The sequence below is a fragment of the Corynebacterium zhongnanshanii genome, from assembly GCF_014490575.1.
Classification (GTDB): domain Bacteria; phylum Actinomycetota; class Actinomycetes; order Mycobacteriales; family Mycobacteriaceae; genus Corynebacterium; species Corynebacterium zhongnanshanii.
On sequence record NZ_CP061033.1, the window covers coordinates 1967167 to 1984501 of the forward strand.

General features: G+C 60.4%; 16 protein-coding genes. 2 read left to right on the top strand and 14 right to left on the bottom strand.

Annotated features, from left to right (window positions below):
* Nucleotides 1-227: 227 nt before the first annotated feature.
* From IAU67_RS08825 to IAU67_RS08840, 4 genes are all read right to left on the bottom strand, one after another.
* Nucleotides 228-749, bottom strand: coding sequence for a hypothetical protein (locus IAU67_RS08825; RefSeq protein WP_151842281.1), 522 nt, complete (start codon nucleotides 747-749; stop codon nucleotides 228-230).
* A 44-nt stretch (nucleotides 750-793) separates the two neighbouring features.
* On the bottom strand, nucleotides 794-1339 hold the full coding sequence (locus IAU67_RS08830) for a hypothetical protein (RefSeq protein WP_151842282.1): 546 nt from the start codon (nucleotides 1337-1339) through the stop codon (nucleotides 794-796).
* Between the two features lie 373 nt (nucleotides 1340-1712).
* Entirely contained in the window at nucleotides 1713-2732 is a 1020-nt protein-coding gene (gene hemB, locus IAU67_RS08835; RefSeq protein WP_151842283.1) for a porphobilinogen synthase, read from the bottom strand.
* 287 nt (nucleotides 2733-3019) lie between these two features.
* On the bottom strand, nucleotides 3020-4675 hold the full coding sequence (locus tag IAU67_RS08840; protein WP_151842284.1) for a DUF6777 domain-containing protein: 1656 nt from the start codon (nucleotides 4673-4675) through the stop codon (nucleotides 3020-3022).
* Nucleotides 4676-4833: 158 nt separating this feature from the next.
* Here IAU67_RS08840 and IAU67_RS08845 point away from each other — a divergent pair, with 158 nt between their 5' ends.
* Complete coding sequence (locus tag IAU67_RS08845) at nucleotides 4834-5028, top strand: hypothetical protein (RefSeq protein ID WP_151842285.1); 195 nt, start codon at nucleotides 4834-4836, stop codon at nucleotides 5026-5028.
* Nucleotides 5029-5274: 246 nt separating this feature from the next.
* On the opposite strand, the gene IAU67_RS08850 is transcribed toward IAU67_RS08845, so the two are convergent.
* From IAU67_RS08850 to IAU67_RS08865, 4 genes are all read right to left on the bottom strand, one after another.
* Complete coding sequence (locus IAU67_RS08850) at nucleotides 5275-7041, bottom strand: bifunctional uroporphyrinogen-III C-methyltransferase/uroporphyrinogen-III synthase (RefSeq protein WP_151842286.1); 1767 nt, start codon at nucleotides 7039-7041, stop codon at nucleotides 5275-5277.
* 246 nt (nucleotides 7042-7287) lie between these two features.
* Nucleotides 7288-8331, bottom strand: coding sequence for a hydroxymethylbilane synthase (hemC, locus tag IAU67_RS08855; protein WP_151842287.1), 1044 nt, complete (start codon nucleotides 8329-8331; stop codon nucleotides 7288-7290).
* Nucleotides 8324-9760 carry a glutamyl-tRNA reductase gene (locus tag IAU67_RS08860; RefSeq protein ID WP_151842288.1) on the bottom strand — a complete coding sequence of 479 codons (1437 nt, stop codon included), beginning with the start codon at nucleotides 9758-9760 and terminating at the stop codon, nucleotides 8324-8326. The genes hemC and IAU67_RS08860 overlap by 8 nt, the downstream gene beginning before the upstream one ends.
* Before the next feature lie 158 nt (nucleotides 9761-9918).
* A complete protein-coding gene (locus tag IAU67_RS08865) occupies nucleotides 9919-10137 on the bottom strand; it encodes a glutaredoxin family protein (RefSeq protein ID WP_231699654.1) in 219 nt (72 codons plus the stop codon).
* Between the two features lie 115 nt (nucleotides 10138-10252).
* Here IAU67_RS08865 and IAU67_RS08870 point away from each other — a divergent pair, with 115 nt between their 5' ends.
* Nucleotides 10253-11398 carry an HAD family hydrolase gene (locus IAU67_RS08870; RefSeq protein ID WP_225723494.1) on the top strand — a complete coding sequence of 382 codons (1146 nt, stop codon included), beginning with the start codon at nucleotides 10253-10255 and terminating at the stop codon, nucleotides 11396-11398.
* Between the two features lie 27 nt (nucleotides 11399-11425).
* Here IAU67_RS08870 and IAU67_RS08875 read toward each other — a convergent pair whose 3' ends face one another.
* From IAU67_RS08875 to IAU67_RS08900, 6 genes are all read right to left on the bottom strand, one after another.
* Nucleotides 11426-12790: a CitMHS family transporter gene (locus IAU67_RS08875; RefSeq protein ID WP_151842290.1), complete on the bottom strand. Its 1365-nt coding sequence runs from the start codon at nucleotides 12788-12790 to the stop codon at nucleotides 11426-11428.
* Nucleotides 12791-13068: 278 nt separating this feature from the next.
* Nucleotides 13069-13170 (bottom strand): 30S ribosomal protein bS22, encoded by a 102-nt coding sequence (locus IAU67_RS08880; RefSeq protein ID WP_003855542.1) that lies wholly within the window; start codon nucleotides 13168-13170, stop codon nucleotides 13069-13071.
* A 558-nt stretch (nucleotides 13171-13728) separates the two neighbouring features.
* On the bottom strand, nucleotides 13729-13935 hold the full coding sequence (locus tag IAU67_RS08885; RefSeq protein ID WP_151842291.1) for a helix-turn-helix domain-containing protein: 207 nt from the start codon (nucleotides 13933-13935) through the stop codon (nucleotides 13729-13731).
* Nucleotides 13936-14295: 360 nt separating this feature from the next.
* Nucleotides 14296-15135, bottom strand: a complete 840-nt coding sequence (gene proC, locus IAU67_RS08890; protein WP_151842292.1) for a pyrroline-5-carboxylate reductase — start codon at nucleotides 15133-15135, stop codon at nucleotides 14296-14298.
* 166 nt (nucleotides 15136-15301) lie between these two features.
* A complete protein-coding gene (locus IAU67_RS08895; RefSeq protein WP_151842293.1) occupies nucleotides 15302-16177 on the bottom strand; it encodes a ribonuclease E domain-containing protein in 876 nt (291 codons plus the stop codon).
* 193 nt (nucleotides 16178-16370) lie between these two features.
* Entirely contained in the window at nucleotides 16371-17321 is a 951-nt protein-coding gene (locus IAU67_RS08900; RefSeq protein ID WP_151842294.1) for a Ppx/GppA family phosphatase, read from the bottom strand.
* Between the last annotated feature and the right edge of the window lie 14 nt (nucleotides 17322-17335).

Below are 17335 nucleotides of genomic sequence, written 5' to 3' on the forward strand. Positions count from 1 at the left end.
AAGCAGCAAACGGCACTTGGCATGGACCATATTCTAATTACTTCACCTGTACACCAGCACAACTTCTTCGTGAATTCTCAGTAGATCACGACTGCGAAAAGCACACCGACGGAAAATGGTGGTTTCACACAAGATAGAACTCAGGTAGAAAACATCAGCTTCTTCCAGCGAAAGAGCCGCAAAATGACCGCCAGAAGTAATTAAATCGGAGGATTATCGAATTGCCTCTACTTGCTGCGACGATATAAGGTACTCCCGATAAATCCGGCAATATTCACCAGCCCACACAAGCAGGAAATGCCAATATAGGAGAACACTACTCCAATACCTTCCTGAGCAGGTACGCCAAAGCTTGCATCGATAACGAATGCGGCGGAAAAACCAGCGCCCGTAAGCCCGGAAACTATCAGGACATCACTGAAAAACCGGGCATAGAGAAGAGATACAGCCAACGAACCCAGTATCACTGTCGCACCACAACACACAATCTGCCATGGGGGATAATGTGCGGGCGCCCCTCGACGGACGAAATCAGCGATACCTGAGTGAGAGTTCCAGGATAGCCATGCCGCTGCCGAGAAAAATCCCACCGTCGCAGCATAAACATACAGCTTAACCGATTCTCTCCACGGCGAGATCCGCCGGGCGGAAGCTCGCCGCACGAGAAACACGCCTATCAGCGAAGGGACAATCACGAAAATAAATGACACCCACAGGAAATCATCAAATCGAAAGTTTCCGCTAAACATTCATACCTTCCCTTCAACACGATCGTAGACAGTGACTGTCAGAGCTATGACTTATAACGATCTTTTCTTTGCTTCACGTGCCGCTTCAGCAAAACTACGGAAAAAGTCGTAACGTTCACAACAAGGCATAGAATAGTGATACCCACAAAGGAGAAGACTATCCCGATTCCCTCTTGAGCAGTGACGCCAAAGGAAGCGCCACAAGCGAAGGCAATCGCGAATCCAGCGCCCGTGAGCAGGGATATAGCCAGAACATCAGGGTAGCACTGTGAAAAGAAGTGCGAGATGAACAACGAGCCAATAATGACAGTCGCGCCACAGCAGATTATCTGCCACACAGGATAGTCAGCGGGTGGGCCATATTTAACAAAAGTTTCTAGAGTGGAATAGGAATTCCACGACAGCCAACAAGCAGCAGACATGAACCCCACACAGAAGGCGTATAATTCCCCCTTCAGGAGCTTTGACCGAAAGGCTACTTCTTTGCCGCACGAGAGCCAAAATACTACCAGGCAGATCAAAGTAGGGACAACGACAAAAATCGTCGAGGACCACATAAAGTCATCAAAGCGATAGTTACCTTGATACATGGTCTCTCCTTAAGCATTAAGCGACTCTATAGAGAGCCCAATGGCATCCGCATGCCGTAGTGCTAAGTTTGGATCAGAATCGATCGGACCGCGACCATGGCGCACTCTAGGAGATACCCTGACATCAAGCCGCCAGTAGACCTATCGACTCTCCAACCCATGCGGTACATCGATCTCATCTGTTACCGCCAGCGCCATCAGCGAAGCCGGACTCTCCTACTCTCAAGTCTTGCTTCAGGTCGCGCCAATTTATTATTATGGAATTTGGATTGCGAAACTTCATACTATCATGCAGGTAAACAGTTCTGCAATGAACAGATCTCAGCTCGCGACGCCTTCGCGGATGCCAACCCAATGCGGAGATCTCGCAGTGCTATGCCAACAGTCGCGCTGCTTCAGTTGCCCAATAGGTCAAAATAATGTCCGCACCAGCCCGGCGAATGCCATACAAGGACTCAATGATCGCAGGCTCCCGATCAATCCAGCCATTCTGCGCTGCCGCGCTGATCATCGCGTATTCACCAGAAACCTGATACGCAGCCACCGGAACCGGAGACTCATTGGCAACCTCCCGCAGCACATCCAAGTACGGCATCGCAGGCTTCACCATCACCATGTCAGCCCCCTCATCAATATCCAGCTGCACCTCCAGCAAGGACTCCCGAAGATTACGAGCATCCTGCTGATAAGTCCTCCGATCCCCCTGCAAACTAGACCCCACAGCTTCACGGAAGGGACCATAGAACGCAGAAGCATACTTCGCCGAATACGCCATAATCGACACATCCTGGAACCCTGCTTGATCCAAAGCCTCACGAATAACACGGATTTGGCCGTCCATCATTCCCGACGGCGACACAATATGCGCGCCAGCGCGCGCCTGGCTCACGGCCATAGCTGCATATTGTTGGAGAGTGGCGTCGTTATCTACAACGACGGTCCCCCGCGCATTTTCCTGAAGCAGCCCGCAATGGCCATGGTCAGTAAATTCGTCCAAGCACGTATCGGCCATGACCAGGATGTCATCGCCGAAACGCTCCCGCACGGCCTCCACACCACGATTCAGGATCCCGTCACTGGCGCACCCGGCGCTACCCGTGGCGTCCTTGTTCTCGTCCGTGGGAACGCCGAACAGATCGACAGCGCCCACGCCCGCCTCGGCGGCCTCCTCCACCGCATGCAGCAAAGAATCGAACGTATGCTGCTGCACCCCCGGCAAGGAGGAGATATCGCGGGGCGCGTCGATGCCCTCCGCGATGAACATCGGCAACACCAGGCGGTTTGGGTTGATGTCCGTCTCCGCCACGAAATTGCGCATCACGGGCGACGTGCGGAGCCGACGCGGGCGGCGGAGCGGAGTGTGTTCAGAGACAAGCTTCTGGTAGTTCGACATGCTTGCCATGCTACTCCCCGTGCTGTGGTGTGCATGGACTGTCCTGTGCACATTGCCTGATTGCATATTGTTCGATCAAAACGCCAGATTTGGGGCCAAATCTGGCGTTTTGATCGAACTTTTTGTGGTGGACGGCTTTGAGACCGGCGAGGCTGGAGCCTTAAGGCTCTGGGCGGTGAAAAGCCAGCCAGTAAAGCTCCGGTTGCTGAGGCTCCGAGCAGTGGAAGTTCTAGCCGATGGGACTGCTGCCGGTGAGGGACCAGCCAGTGAGGCTTCTCAGAGTCGGACTACTCTGGCAGCGGCTCAGTGCCGGATTCTTTGGTGATGTAGAAAGCGCCATGAGAGGCGTTATTGTGGCTGCACTTTGCCGTTCGACCAAAAGGCTCAGTGAAGGTACTGATGAAGAAATTGCAAAACCAGTCCCCCTTTTCGAAGTATATATCACTACCCTTTGGGTCGTCCTTCTCCCATGCCTCCGAATACTCTTCCACCAACTTCGTGATCTCAGCGCAACTGACCGCACCATCGGCGATCAGAACGTTATGTTCGCCCATTCCAGCAAAGTTTAGACTTCTACATGAGGTGCCGATAGGTTGGATTGACCTGTTAATGTAAAGTTGTCCATTACTGGTTACTTTAAATGCAGAGCCTCCCTTTTCACAAGAGAAGGAATCTGAAAAATTGTAGCAGGTAAAATCGGCAGCAACCACATGCTGACCAGGCTTTAGAGGCTCAATCTCATCTATTAAGTCAGCATCAGGTGTGCTTCTCGTCTCACTATCTTTAAGCGAAAAGGTCTTCAACACAGTGTGATATTCAATGGTATTAGCCGTGAAGGCTTCTAATTGCTTCTTAGACTTCCAGCCTGCATTCACCTTTGTATCAAGCTCGTCTGAGCCACACATGAATTCTGGCTCGCCTCGATCAGTAACTTCTAGAGAGCACCAACCACGAATTCCTTCAGGTCCTTCTATCGGAATGTAAAAGGCATCGCGGCCTGTCTCGAAGTTTGCCGCATCGACAGCTTCTGTGTGCTCACGCGCCGGCGCATCAGGGTCGAAGGTTCCATTACTCGTCTGGAAACGATCCCCATCCACCTGGCGCCTCTCGCCATTGTCGGCAACCGGCATACCCAGGGACTCTAACAACTTCTTATCCGGAGTAGTCCCCATATCCGACGGCACAGTCCGGGGAGTGTCCACCGACACGCTATCCCACACCTGCTGCTGGTCCTCGATCGCGGCCTTGGAGTACTCCCAGGTATCAGAATCACCGCTATCCAGGTCATACCCACGCAGCTTGGGCAGCCAATCCACACTGGCATAAATGGCCGTGACCTGCCCCGGCGCATATCCATCCCATGCTGCCTCCGTCGTGCTCGGGGCAGTGTAACCCGTCCAGGCTTCCGCCAGCGGGTTACCGCACGAGCAGCGCACACGAGGCACACCACGCCCGTCGACCAACACACCGGTACCGCGCTGCAGCACAGCCTGGAACGGGGTGGCCTGCCCGTCGTCGTAGCCGTGGTTGGTGACCCACGTGTCTTGCATCAAGACCATCGGCATCAACGATTTCACATAGAGTTCGACGTCGCCCTCGTTAATACCAACCCCTTTGGCAAAGGCACGGTTGAGGTCCTCATTGCCGGAAAGGTTGTCGATCAACGCCGCCGCGTCGCAGACCGACAGTTCGCTGGTTCCTCCGTATAGGTTGGCGTCACTGCCGTCCGTGCCGGCCCGCCTGTTCGCATGGGAGGTGGTGCTGTCCTCGAGCTTCTTGGAGGCTTCGTTATCTGCGACTGATGTCATGAATGGGTTCACGCCTGGGTCGTCGAAGGCAAGGTATTCCATCCGTGCCAGGTGCTGGTTTTGTTGGTATTTGGTGAAGGCCACCACGCCGCCGCCGATGACCAGTGCTGCGACGAGGACAGCGGCGATGATCACTGGGAGTTTGCTCTTCGGCTGGGCAGGCTGCAGCTGCTCAGGCTGTTGAGGTTGTTGCGGAGTGAAGCCTGGGTGCTGAAACTGGGGCGGCAGCTGCGGTTGGCCAGGCTGACCGGGATACGGTTGGCCAGAATATGGTGACCCGGGCTGTCCCTGCCATGGACCTTGTGATCCATGCGATCCGGATTGACCAGGTTGACCTGGGTATGGCTGCCCAGGCTGCCCCTGCCACGGTTCTTGTGGTCCAGGTTGACCCGGCTGACCTTGCCACGGACCCTGCGGTCCCGGTTGGCCGGGTGGGTTGTTCGGCGGCTGGTTCGTCACGTGAAGCTCTCCTGCTGTCTAAGCGTTAGTTAAGAGGAATCTTAAACTTCATCATTTTCGTGCGGTAACCATCGACGATGGATGCAACCCTTTATGGGGTAAAGGTTAGAAGCACTTCGCCGTCTCAGGCTTTCCAGCACGAACCCACCCAGCCCGAAGCCGCCCAGCATGAGTCCGCTTGGCGGCTAGCCCCGCGCTCCCAACCAAAAAAGTTCGATCAAAACGCCAGATTTGGGGTCAAATCTGGCGTTCTGATCGAACAATTTGTAGAGGGGCTACTCAGCCTTCTTGCGCCGCCGCCGGCGCTTCCGCGGCGGCGGCAGCTGGTTATTCGCGCGCAGCATCGCCACATGCTTCGCCAGTGCATCCACCAGTTCGGGCACGCCTGCCACATCAGGCATCACGTCCACGCGCAGCCCGTACTCCTTCGCCGTCTGAGCCGCCATCGGCCCAATGCACGCGATGATGGTGCGGGCATGCGGCTTCCCAGCAATGCCCACCAGGTTCTTCACGGTTGAGGAGCTGGTGAAGCACACGGCGTCGAACCCGCCGGTCTTGATCATGTCCCGGATCTCAGGGCTCGGAGGGGCTGCGCGCACGGTGCGGTAGGCCACCACGTCGTCGACCTCCCACCCCAGATTGATCAGGCCATCGACCAGCACGTCCGTGGCGATGTCTGCCCGAGGCAACAGCACCCGGTCCACCAGGTCCAGGTCCGGATCACACGGCGGGAACACCTTCACCAGGCCAGAGGCATTGCGCTCCTCGGGGCTGGGAAGCAGCTCCGGTGTGATCCCCAGGTCCTGCACGGCCTGGGCCGTCTTCGGCCCCACCGCGGCGACCCTCACGCCGGCAAGAGCCCGGGCATCCAACCCAAACTCGTTAAGCTTTTCCCACGTAGCCTTCACCGCGTTCACGCTGGTGAACACGATCCACTGGTAGTGGCCATCCACCAGCCCCTTCACGGCACGCTCCATCTGCAGCGGGCTTCGCGGTGGCTCCACGGAAATCGTCGGCACTTCCACGGGGATCGCCCCGTGGGATGCCAGCTGGGTGCTCATCGGGCCGGCCTGGTCCTTGGCTCGGGGCACCAGGACCGTCCAGCCATAAAGCGCCCGGTTCTCCCACCAGGAGTACTTAGACCGGTTGCCCACCTGGCTGCCGATCGTCACCAGCATCTCCTCCGGCAGCTCCCCTTCCTTGGCCGCCGGGCCCGAGGCCGCCGCAATGGACTTCAACGTATCCAACGTGACGTCGTAGGACCGCTGACGCCGAGTCGTTCCGTGCAGCGTCACCGTCGCCGGGGTGCTGCCGGCCACGCCGTGCGATTTCAGCTCGCTGGCGATCCCCGCTAAGTCCGACGGCGAGGCGGTCAAAATCAACGGCAATCCCGCATTGGCCAGCTGGTCCCAATCGGCACCTCCGCGCACGTCAGCTTCGGTGACGTCCGGGCCCACGCCAATACCCGTGAAGGCTGGCACTGCCACGGATCCCGTCATGCCTGGCACCACTTGGAAGTCCGCCCCCAGGTTCGCCACTTCCTGGAGTTCCTCCATCACGTAGGGGTTGCTCAGGGGGTTGCCGGCCACCAGTCGGATCACGTCGTGTCCCGTCTTGGAGCAGGCCACCATAGCCGCGGCGACTTCCTTGGGTGGGACGGGGACCTCCGACGGATCGGGTTCAGCACTGCTGTTCCACGTCGCGGATTCCACGTCCTGGGGATCCCCCGGTGCAGCGATGACGATCTCCGCGGCCGTGGGAGGCTCCGGGCGTGGTGGCTTACGGCGCGCCCCGGCCTCCTTCGCGGCCTTCACCTGCTCTTCCCACTGCGCCTCGGCGGCATCCAGCTTCTCCTGAGGCACCGGCACGCGAGAACCCACCAGCTTCCGTACCGCGGTGAGCACCGCAGGATCCACCCACGCGTGCGCGGTATTGACCAGCACGTCGCGGGCTTTCACAGTCAGCAAATCCGGGTTACCGGGGCCTGCGCCAACAAATAAGATGCGGCCGTTGCCTATCGGGGTCAATCCGGAAACGGTCATGGGATGTGCTTTCTACGGTAGCTGCCTAGTCTCTTGAAGCTCTCCGTTACTGGGGCTCTCCGCTACTGGAGTTCTGCTCTGGAGAGACACATGAACCTAGGCAGGAATGTGAACGAAACTTTAAACGAAACTGTGGACGAAACTATGGGCGAAAACGTTGGACGAATCTGTGGACGAAACGAGGAACAACGTGGTGCTGGGTTCTTAACGGACGCGCTGTGGCTGGTGGCCGCGGCGCCCAGATGTTTACGTGGCGGCCACGATGCGTGCCGCACCTCTGTCTATCAGTGTGCGCCCCACCTCGCTGCCCAAGGCCCGGGCGTGAACCAGGATGCGCTCTCTGGCCTCGTGGTCCAGGTTGTGATGGCCGTCGGCGTCCATCTCAGCAGGTAGGTCGAATATTTCGGTCCTGGATTCCACCAATTGTTGGGAGCCGTCCACGGCGAACACTCCACCGGTGACGGTCAGCTGTTGGCCGTCGCCGGTCCACTCGGAGCGGACAGCCACGGGAGCAGAGCAGCCGGCTTCCAAGGTCGCCAGCACTGCGCGTTCCGCCACGGCGGCGATGTGGCTGGGCAGGTGGTCCAGGGCTCGCACGGCGGTCCAGGCTCGCTGGTCGTCGCAGCGAACTTCCACGGACAGGGCACCCTGGGCTGGGGCGGGGATCAGCACCATGGGGTCGATGGATTCCGCCGCACGCTCGAGCTGGCCAATACGCTCCAGCCCCGCGCGCGCCAGAATCACCGCGTCCAGATCCTGGTTCACTCGGTCCATACGCGTGCCCACGTTGCCGCGCAGCGGCACCAGTTCCAGGTCGGGGCGCAGAGCCCGGACCTGGGACACCCGTCGTGGCGCGGAGGTTCCCACCTTCGCGCCCGCTGGCAAGTCCATCAGCCCAGAGCCGTCCCGGGAGACCAGCACCTCACGCGGGTCCACGCGCTTCGGCACCACTGTGCGGAAGCGCGGATCCGGTGCCGTCGGCAGGTCCTTGAAGGAGTGCACCGCAATGTCGCACTCGCCGTCATGCAGGGCCGTGCGCAGGGTTTCCGTGAATACTCCCACGCCGATTGCCGCCACCGGGATCTGCGACGCCTGGCTCGCGTCCCCCGGAGTGTGCACAATGTGAAACTCGACGGATTCTCCGCGGGCCTCCACGGCCTCCTTCACATGGCCGGATTGGGTGGTGGCCAGCAGGGATCCGCGCGTGCCGAGCAGCAGTGGTTTCTCGGCCGCGTTCTCGGAGCGCTGAGCCGAGGCGTTCTCCTCCGGCGTGTGCTGAGGGTTAGTCATTCTTCTCTCCCTGTTGAGTTTCGCGCTGAAGATAGGCACTCGCAGCGCTGGCCGTCACAGCCCCTTGCGACCGGGCCTCCGTCACGGACTCAACCGTGCCCATCGGCAAGTTAAACAGCGCCGCCAACGCATCCGTGTACGTCACCCGCTCCCCGTCGGCAGACAGCCGCTTCGCCTGCACCGTCGGAGTGTGCAGCAATTTATCCACCACGCGACGCACGGTTCGCTCCACCTCCCGCCGGTCCAGCTCCGACATCCCCGGGGTGTGCTTCTCCAGCTGCAGCAACTCAGCCGCCACCACGTCGGCCGCCTTCTGGCGCATGGCCTTCACCGTCGGCACCACGGCCTGGGCTCGCTGGTCCTCCAGGAACTCCTCCAGCTCCCGGGCCACGATCTCACGCGCGGACTCTTCATCCTCCACGCCTTCGCCGGCCATGGTGGTCAGCTCTTCGATGTTCAGCAGCGTCACCTGGTCCAGCTCCGCCACGGCCTGCTCCACATCTCGTGGCATGGACAGGTCGCACATCACCAGCGGCCGTGGGCTGCGCTGCCGCAGCGCCTCCTCCGTGTGCGCGCGGGTGATCACGTTGCCCACCGCGCCCGTCGCGGACACCACAATGTCCGCGTCCACCAGCGCCGATGGGATGCCCTCCAGACCAATGGCGTGCGCGCTCACCCCCGCTTCCACGGCGTGCGCCGCCAGATTTTCCGCACGCGCCACGGTCCTGTTGGCGACCGTCACGTGGTCAATGCCCAACTTTCCCACATAGGTCGACGCCAAGCTCGCCATCGCCCCAGCACCCACAATCACCGCACGCTTCCCTTCTAACGGGCGCTGCGCGGATGTGCGCTGGGCGTCGGAATCAAAAAATCGCAACGCACGGTCCACGGCGAAACTGACCATGGACGCCCCAGCACTATCAATCGACGTCTCCGTGTGGACGCGCTTGCCGGTGCGCAAGGCCCGCTGCGTCAGGTCATGGAGCGTCCGGCCCACCGTGCCCGTCTCGTCAGCAACCTGGTACGCGGAACGCAACTGGCCGATGATCTGCTGCTCCCCCATCACCATCGAATCCAGCCCGCTGGCCACGTTCAGCATGTGCTCCGCGGCGGCGTTGGAATAGTGAACATACAGGTGCGGCTCCAACTCCTGCGCAGTCACCCCAGTCATGTTCGAGATCGTCTCCACCACATGATCCAGGCCGGAGTGGAAGGCATTCGAGACGGTGTAGAACTCCATGCGGTTGCAGGTGGACAGTACCAGGGACTCGCTAATGACGTCGTTATCCACCAGCGCTAGCTGCAGCTTCGACATTTCACTGTCGGCCACATTGACCTTCTCCAGCATGGACACGGGGGCGGAGCGGAAGGATAAGCCAACCAGCAACACGGACGCCGAACCGGTACCGATCCTGGTGCTAGAGCTCATTGCGATGCTCGCCTCTCCTGCTACGTTTGTGCCACGTTTCCTGCTACGTCGATTATCGACCCCTAACCGTATCCCTTAACCCACCCCTATGACAAAACAACAGTGGTGCTTTGTTATGGAGGGGTTAAGGAAGCAGGGGGAGGCGCGGGTGCGGCCGCCTACGACAGCGCCGCGATCAACTCCTGGTCATCCACCTCCCAGCACGCAATCTCTTCATCGTCCACCAGGACCACGGGCACGCGATCGCCAAACTCCATATCCAGGCCGGGGCCGTCCGTGTCCACATCCAAAATCTCCAGGGTGCTGTGGAATCGCTCCACGATGGGCCGGATCTGCTCCACCACTCGCGCGCAAGAACCGCAGGTGGAGCGTGTCATGACTGTGACTGTGTGGGTGGGCTGCATGATGCTCATCCTAATCCGTGGCTGATTCCTTGCCTCATTCCTTGACTGCTCGCCGCGTTCCTCTGTGCGAGAGGGTAACCTTTTGTGTGTGAACGCGCCCTCCCTGACTGACCTCGCCCGCACCACGCGTGCCGCCAGCGAGACCATAACCGACGCCACCAGCGCCGCGATACTCAGCGTGCGGGGCTTAGTTCGCCGTCGTCTGAGCCGGGAGATCTTCCCTACCCAGGGTGACGAGGCGCAGAAAGTTGCTGGTCAGGCCAGTGCGATGGCCGCACTCCGGGGACGCTACCTGAACCCCGGGGCGTACCTAGACCCCGAAGCTTTCGACGCGGAGACGAATGCCAAGATTGACCGCTTGGCGGATAGCTACGAAATGACCGGGGACGAGTTCCGGACGGGGCTGCGCAACCTCCAGGGCGCTTCTATGGCTGCCGGGGGATCGAACCGCCTGAATACTCCCGACCCTACGATCCCCCAGGACCTAGGTGCCGCCGCGTTCTTCGATGTGGATAACACCCTGATTAAGGGCGCGTCCCTGCTGGTGTTTGCCCGAGGTTTGGCGCGGAAGAAGTTCTTCACGGTGGGCGAGATTCTGCAGTTTCTGTGGATGCAGGCGAAGTTCCGCGTGATGGGCAAGGAAAATGCCGGCGATATTGCATCGGGACGCCAGCAGGCGTTGCAATTAGTGGCGGGCCATAAAGAGCAGGACCTCATTCAATTGGGTGAGGAAATCTGGGCTCAGAATATGGCCGAACGCATTTTCCCCGGCACGAAGGAATTGGCCGATAAGCACCTGCGCGCCGGCCACGAGGTGTGGTTGGTGACGGCCTCCCCGGTGCAGTTGGCGCAGATCATCGCCCGTGAACTGGGGTTCACGGGCGCTCTGGGGACCGTCACTGAGGTGAAAGATGGGAAGTTCACCGGGAATATGGTGGGCGATATTCTGCACGGTCCGGGTAAGAAGCACGCGGTGCTGGCCTTGGCGGCGTCTGAGGGATTAGATCTTGAGCGGTGCACCGCCTATTCGGATTCTTCTAATGACCTTCCCATGCTGTCCATGGTGGGCACCGCGGTGGCAGTGAATCCCGATTCGGAATTACGCAGAATTGCCAAGGCACGCGATTGGGAGATCCGCGATTATCGCCGCACTCGGCGAATATTGAAGCGCTACGGCGCCCCGGCCGCAGGGGCTGCGGCCGTGGCGGGAGGCTACTGGATCAAGCGGCGCTGAGCGTGGCAGTATGCGCGCCACACGGCGCTAGTGTAGGATTCCCACCCCGAAAGAAATCAGCACCAACACCGCAGAGAACGCCCACGCCAGTGGGAACGCCACCTTCAAGTACTTTCCCATCTGCCCCTGAGCCAAACCCAGAGCCAGCCACAGGGCCGGAGAAAACGGCGACACAAACGTGCCAATCACATTGCCGATAATCAACGCCGCCGCGGCTCCCATGCCGCTCACCCCGAACGTGCCCACAGTCTCCTGAACAATCGGCAACACCGAGAAGTAGTAGGCATCCGTGGAGGTCAGCATATCCAACGGCACGCCCAACAGCCCCACAATCACATGGAGATACGGCCCCACGGACTCAGGAAGAACCCTCACCAACGCCAGCGCGATCTCCTCCAACATCCCCGACTCATTCAACACCCCCAGGAACATCGCAGCAGCCAGGATCACACCTGCCATGGCCAAGGCGTTCGGCGCGTGGCGTCGGAGGGCATTGGATTGCTCATCGGCAGTCGGGAAATTCACGATCATGGCGATCGTCGTGGCGATCAGGAACGCCGGCGCAGGCGGGAGGATGTCCGCCAACAACACCACCAGAGTCACGAGCACCAAAAGCACGTTCGTGATGGTCACCCACCGGGCAGAACGATAAGAATAGCCCTTGTCCTGGACATCCTTCTCATGCGACGCCGCGAAATCAGCAGCCACCGTCCGCACATCCACGGTAGCCGGGCCATGGAATTGGCCGGAGGCGCGAAGGCCGGCTAGGCGTCGTTGTTCAGTCCAGCCCAACCAGGCAGCCACGAGGAACACCAGGACCACCGCAAGCGCCTGCATCGGCAAAATATGCAACCAGATCTGATTCGGCTCCTGCGCAACCACCGCACCCGCGCGGCCCAGCGGGCCACCCCACGGCACCATATTCATCACCGACGCCGCCAACGCCACAATAGTAAGCAGCACATACCGCGACATGCCCAAAGCCTGATAGAGAGGCAGGAGTGCGGGGATGGTGAGCAGGAACGTGGTGGAACCCGAGCCATCGAGATGGGCCACGATGCCGATCGCGGCGGTGCCGAGGGTCACGAGGAGGACCTTGCCGCGCGTGGCGGTGATCAGCGCGCGGATGACCGGCACGAACAGGCCCACGTCCTGGAGAATCCCGAAGAAAATGATGGCGAAGATGAACATCACCACCACGTTGATGACGGAGCCCAGGCCGGAGGAAAAGAAATCCGCGATGTCCTCCGGGCCGAATCCGCAGATCAGGGCGCCTGCGATCGGCACCAGAGTCATCGGCACGATGGGGTTCACCTTGCCGCGGATGAGCAGGGTGACCGTGCTCAGGATGATAACCAGCCCCATCACAGTGAGGCCCAATGGAGTGTTCATGCGTCATTCTCCCGGTCGTGACCCCGGCTGTGGATGGCGGGCGGCTGGCGCCGGGCGGCACTGGTGTGTGCCGGGCTCAGGCTTGGCGCTGGGCGGCCGCATACCGAGGACGGGGCAAGTGGTCGTCAGTGTTCGAGCTAGTCTAACTCAGGTTGCACCCGGAATGTTCGGACTCAAAACACCCAGGAACCCACCCCTCAAAGCAAAATGCTCGGTCATATCGCCATTTTCCGAGGGAAAAATGGCGATATGACCGAGCAATTTGTGGGTGCGAAGGCTTACTTGCCCAACTTACGACGCTGAACGCGGGTACGGCGCAGCATCTTACGGTGCTTCTTCTTGGACATACGCTTGCGGCGCTTCTTAATAACAGAACCCATTGTGGGAACCTCGCTTCATATCGATGGTCATATCTTGTTCACGCCCAGCCTGACCTTCCGGCGGGCGGACACGGTGCCAGTCTGACAAAAGTGGGGCGGACCGACACGAATGGTCAATAGTTTAGCGCGTCCCCCATCCCGTCACCAAAGCGGGGCGCGCTTCGCGCGCTGTTCCACGCGCTGTGTAGCCAGCCCGGGCACGCGCCGCGCGCACCGTACGCACCACGCACTGGCAGCAACGTCGCAGCTCCCTGAGGGGCAGAAGTACAACGGCATGACACAGTTAAGCCCCGGAAACACTCGAAAGTGGGCCATTTCAGAGACTTCCGGGGCTTAAGTGTGTCACGCTATGGCACTTTCTCGTCGGCCGACGCCGACACGTGGCAGCGCGGGGTGCGCGCAGGCAGTATGCTCCACGTGCAGCGCGGCCCGCGGCCGCGGCGCGGCAGCGCGCAGGCCCCGCGTGCAGTGCGCGCTCGCGCGCGGAGGCTCGCGCACAGCAAAGCTCCCTGAGTGTTCCTCAAGGAACGCTCAGGGAGCTCAGGGCGCTTGAGAAGCTTAACCGGTCTTCGTTGCAGTGTATTCCGAAGATCCCAGGTACTCGTTCACTGCGGACTCGCGCACACGGAAGTTGCGGCCTACCTGAACGGCTGGCAGCTCTTCGGAGTGGATCAAGCGGTACACAGTCATCTTGGACACGCGCATGAGGTCTGCAACCTCAGCAACGGTCAAGAAGCTTCCATTGTCATTACTAGCATTAGCCATATTTTCTTCACTTTCTTGGCGCCCTCATGCGCGGCAGGCTTCCCCTCCTGCACGACATCGCACGTGAATCGCTCGTCCATAATCGTACGTGATTCTTGTGATTTATGTGAAATAGAGGGAAAAAATGGACGTGTGAGACCTTTCACTACTGCTGCCACGCAAGTTATCGCATGTTATCGCACGCTAAAGCTGTGAACAGTGTTACAGAAAGCAGCGGCAGCATACCCACATGTTGGGGGAGAGGACTCCTCGGTCGCGGCGCCGGCGCTGCGATCATCCGGCCGGGAGATCCGACTCAGGACGCAACTGGGCAACCGGCGCCAGAGAGGTCGACTCAGGACGCGCGCAGCCGCCTCGCCGCTAGTCTTCCTTGTTCTGCTGCCCCAGCTCCACGGAACGATCGCGACACGCCTGCATCGCCTGGAAGAAGGCCTTACGCAGGCCGTTCTCCTCCAACGCCCGAGTAGCGGCCGCAGTGGTGCCGCCAGGGCTGGTGACTTTCGTGCGGAGAGTGTTGGCGTCGTCCCCATCATCCTCATCCAGGTTCCGCTCCAGCATCGCCGCAGAACCCGCAGCGGTGGACACGGCCAGCTCCTCCGCAACTGGGCGTGGCAGGCCGAGCTGCACGCCCGCGTCCGTCATCGCCTCCACGACCAGGAAGAAGTAGGCCGGGCCAGAGCCGGACACGGCGGTCACGGCATCCAGGTCCTTCTCCTTGACGATCAGCGCGCGGCCGGTGTTCTCCATGAGCTTCTTCACGCCCTGCAAGTGCGTGTCCTCCGCGTGGCGTCCGCCGGCGATGCCGCTGGCACCCTTGCCCACCAGCATCGGCGTATTCGGCATGACGCGCACCACAGGAGTTCCCGCGGCCAGCTGGGACTCCATGAATCCGATGGACACGCCGGCCGCCACGGATACCACGACCGTGTCCGCGGAATTGCCGCTCACCGTATCCGCAATGTCCTTAAGAACGACGCCGACCACATCAGGCTTGACGGCAATCACCACAAAGTCGGCTTCTTCGGCTACTTCGGTGGCGTCGTCCGTAGCGACCACGCCGTAGCGTTCGCGCAGTTCTTCGCGTCGCGGCTGGGCGGGGTCGCTCACCACGACGTGCTTGGCGTCCACGCCTCCCGAGATCACGCCCGAGATGAGAGCTTCGCCAATGTTTCCTCCACCAATAATTCCAATTCGTGTCATATCTCCAGAGTGCCAGCTTCACTCGTGTTTCGCACCCTTGCAGGCTGTGAGCAGCGCAAACCGCCCTCCTGCGGTGGCAGGAGGGCGGGTGTTGCGTGGGGTATGGGAGGCCTTGGGCCGGGCGTGAGCGGATGTTTATCGCGAGGCTATATCGCGATGATGAGAGCTATATGCCGATTATGAGGCGCGGCCCGATAGTCAGCACCAGGCCCACGATGAGGGCCAGGATCATCAGCAGTTTGTCCTTGTGGCGGAGCAGCAGGTGCACTCCAACGACCATGGCGACGGTGGCGATCAGCGCCAAGGCCAGCACGATGATGGGGCTGACGTTGGCCCACAGCAGGTTGAAGCCGATGAAAATCAGCACACCCGCAGCGACCGCGCCGATAGCCTGGGCGATCATGGCTGGCCAGGAGATGCGGTTGTCTTCGAAGTCCACGACCTCGTTGTCGGAGAGGGTGGCGACGAGTTCTTCGAACTCTTTCGGGCCTTCCACGGGGCCTTCGGCACGGTCGGTCTCGACCTCGTTGGCTTCTTCGACGTCACGGGCCTCTTCAGCGGTGGGCTCTGCCTCATCGAGGTGGTCTGCCTCAGCTTCTTCAGCGCTTGGCTTTTCAGCAGGCGCCGCAGACTCAGCAGCAGGCGCAGCGGCCGCAGCAACAGCCGCGCCGGATTCTTCGGCGTGGGCCTCCGGGTCGGAAACCTCGGCGTCGATGGGATCATCCCCAGCAAGCTCCACGTCGATGGGTTCGGCGGCGACCTGGTCGGCGTCGGTCACAGTACGTACCTCAGCCTCCGTCTCCTCAGCATCGACCAGCTCAGCCTCAAGGATCTCCGGCTCGGTCACGTTCACCGAATCTCTGTCCAGCGCCTGAGCAGCGCGGATGTGCTCATCCTTCACGACGGGGATGGATCCCGTCAGCTCCGCAACGCTCACACCGCCCTCGGACAGGCTGCGACGACGATGCGGACGAGAACTGTCGGAAGAACCGCTGCGCCCATGGCGGGCCAGCAGTTCTGCAACGGTTAGCTTCTCACTCATTCACGTTTCCCATCAGCTTAAAACGCCTACGTCACATGGCACTTTAAGAGTGCATATTACTCTGAGATCCACCAGGCCGATAATTGCCGAACGCACCCGGATGTGACACAGAAGTTACTCTAAAAGTTATTACAGCCTAAATTAGCCTATCGCGCCAGGCCGTGTGACCGCTTCGCAGCGCACACTTACAGCCCTAATGCGTCCAATAACTCCACGGCGCCTTCTCCACATCTGTGTGCGCAAAGATCACACCCTCGCGTAACGCCCACGGGCAGTTCTTCAGCGTATCGATGTCCAGGTGGCGCATGGTTGCCTCCGCGACCAGCGCGCCGGCCACGATCTGGTAGGAGCGGTCCACATTCACGCCCTCCAGCTCGGCCCTGTCGGCGGCGGTCATTCGGGAGATGAAGGCGATCAGCTGCCTCAGGCCGGCCTGGGTCAGCCGTCGCTCCACCCGAAGGCCCGCGGAGGACGGCGCCGCACCCGTCAGGCGCGCCAGCATTTTGAAGGTTTTGGAGGTTCCCACGGCCAGGTCGATCTCGCCGTATTCCTTGATCTGTTTCACCGGCTCTTTGAGCGTTTCGTCGATGTATTCCCGCAGGTCGGCGATGGCTTTTTTGCTCGGCGGGTCCGTTTCGAACCAGTCGCGGGTCAGGCGGCCCGCGCCGAGGTTCACGCTGCACGCGATGTCTGGGTTTTCGTTATCTCCCACGGAGATTTCTAGGGATCCGCCACCGATGTCCAGGTCGCAGATGCGGCCTGCCGACCAGCCGAACCATCGGCGCACCGCCAGGAAGGTCAGGCGCGCTTCGTCCTCACCGGACAGGATCTGCAGCCGCACGCCGGTTTTCTTGTCCACATGATCCAGCACGGCTTCCCCGTTGGCTGCGCTGCGAATCGCGGAGGTTGCGAATGCCAACATGGATTCGCATTGGAACTGGTCCGCCATTTCGCGAGCCAGGGCCACGCCTTTGGTGAGCCGGTCGATGCCCTCCTTATTAATGGCGCCCTGTGTGTCCAGGTATTCCACCAGGCGCATGGGGGTTTTCCAGTTGCTCATGGGGGTTGGCGGGCCGCCTCGTTGGGCGTCAACCACCACGAGGTGAACCGTATTACTTCCGACATCTAGGACACCTAATCGCACTGCTTAAGATTAAC

What these genes read in the sequence shown, in the direction of transcription:
- proC (WP_151842292.1), bottom strand. Translation starts at nt 15,135, where the DNA reads ATGACACGAATTGGAATTATTGGTGGAGGAAACATTGGCGAAGCTCTC.
- IAU67_RS08875 (WP_151842290.1), bottom strand. Translation starts at nt 12,790, where the DNA reads ATGAACACTCCATTGGGCCTCACTGTGATGGGGCTGGTTATCATCCTG.
- IAU67_RS08825 (WP_151842281.1), bottom strand. Translation starts at nt 749, where the DNA reads ATGTTTAGCGGAAACTTTCGATTTGATGATTTCCTGTGGGTGTCATTT.
- IAU67_RS08830 (WP_151842282.1), bottom strand. Translation starts at nt 1,339, where the DNA reads ATGTATCAAGGTAACTATCGCTTTGATGACTTTATGTGGTCCTCGACG.
- hemC (WP_151842287.1), bottom strand. Translation starts at nt 8,331, where the DNA reads ATGACTAACCCTCAGCACACGCCGGAGGAGAACGCCTCGGCTCAGCGC.
- IAU67_RS08885 (WP_151842291.1), bottom strand. Translation starts at nt 13,935, where the DNA reads ATGGCTAATGCTAGTAATGACAATGGAAGCTTCTTGACCGTTGCTGAG.
- IAU67_RS08880 (WP_003855542.1), bottom strand. Translation starts at nt 13,170, where the DNA reads ATGGGTTCTGTTATTAAGAAGCGCCGCAAGCGTATGTCCAAGAAGAAG.
- IAU67_RS08895 (WP_151842293.1), bottom strand. Translation starts at nt 16,177, where the DNA reads ATGAGTGAGAAGCTAACCGTTGCAGAACTGCTGGCCCGCCATGGGCGC.
- IAU67_RS08865 (WP_231699654.1), bottom strand. Translation starts at nt 10,137, where the DNA reads ATGACACGCTCCACCTGCGGTTCTTGCGCGCGAGTGGTGGAGCAGATC.
- IAU67_RS08850 (WP_151842286.1), bottom strand. Translation starts at nt 7,041, where the DNA reads ATGACCGTTTCCGGATTGACCCCGATAGGCAACGGCCGCATCTTATTT.
- hemB (WP_151842283.1), bottom strand. Translation starts at nt 2,732, where the DNA reads ATGTCGAACTACCAGAAGCTTGTCTCTGAACACACTCCGCTCCGCCGC.
- IAU67_RS08860 (WP_151842288.1), bottom strand. Translation starts at nt 9,760, where the DNA reads ATGAGCTCTAGCACCAGGATCGGTACCGGTTCGGCGTCCGTGTTGCTG.
- IAU67_RS08845 (WP_151842285.1), top strand. Translation starts at nt 4,834, where the DNA reads ATGGACCTTGTGATCCATGCGATCCGGATTGACCAGGTTGACCTGGGT.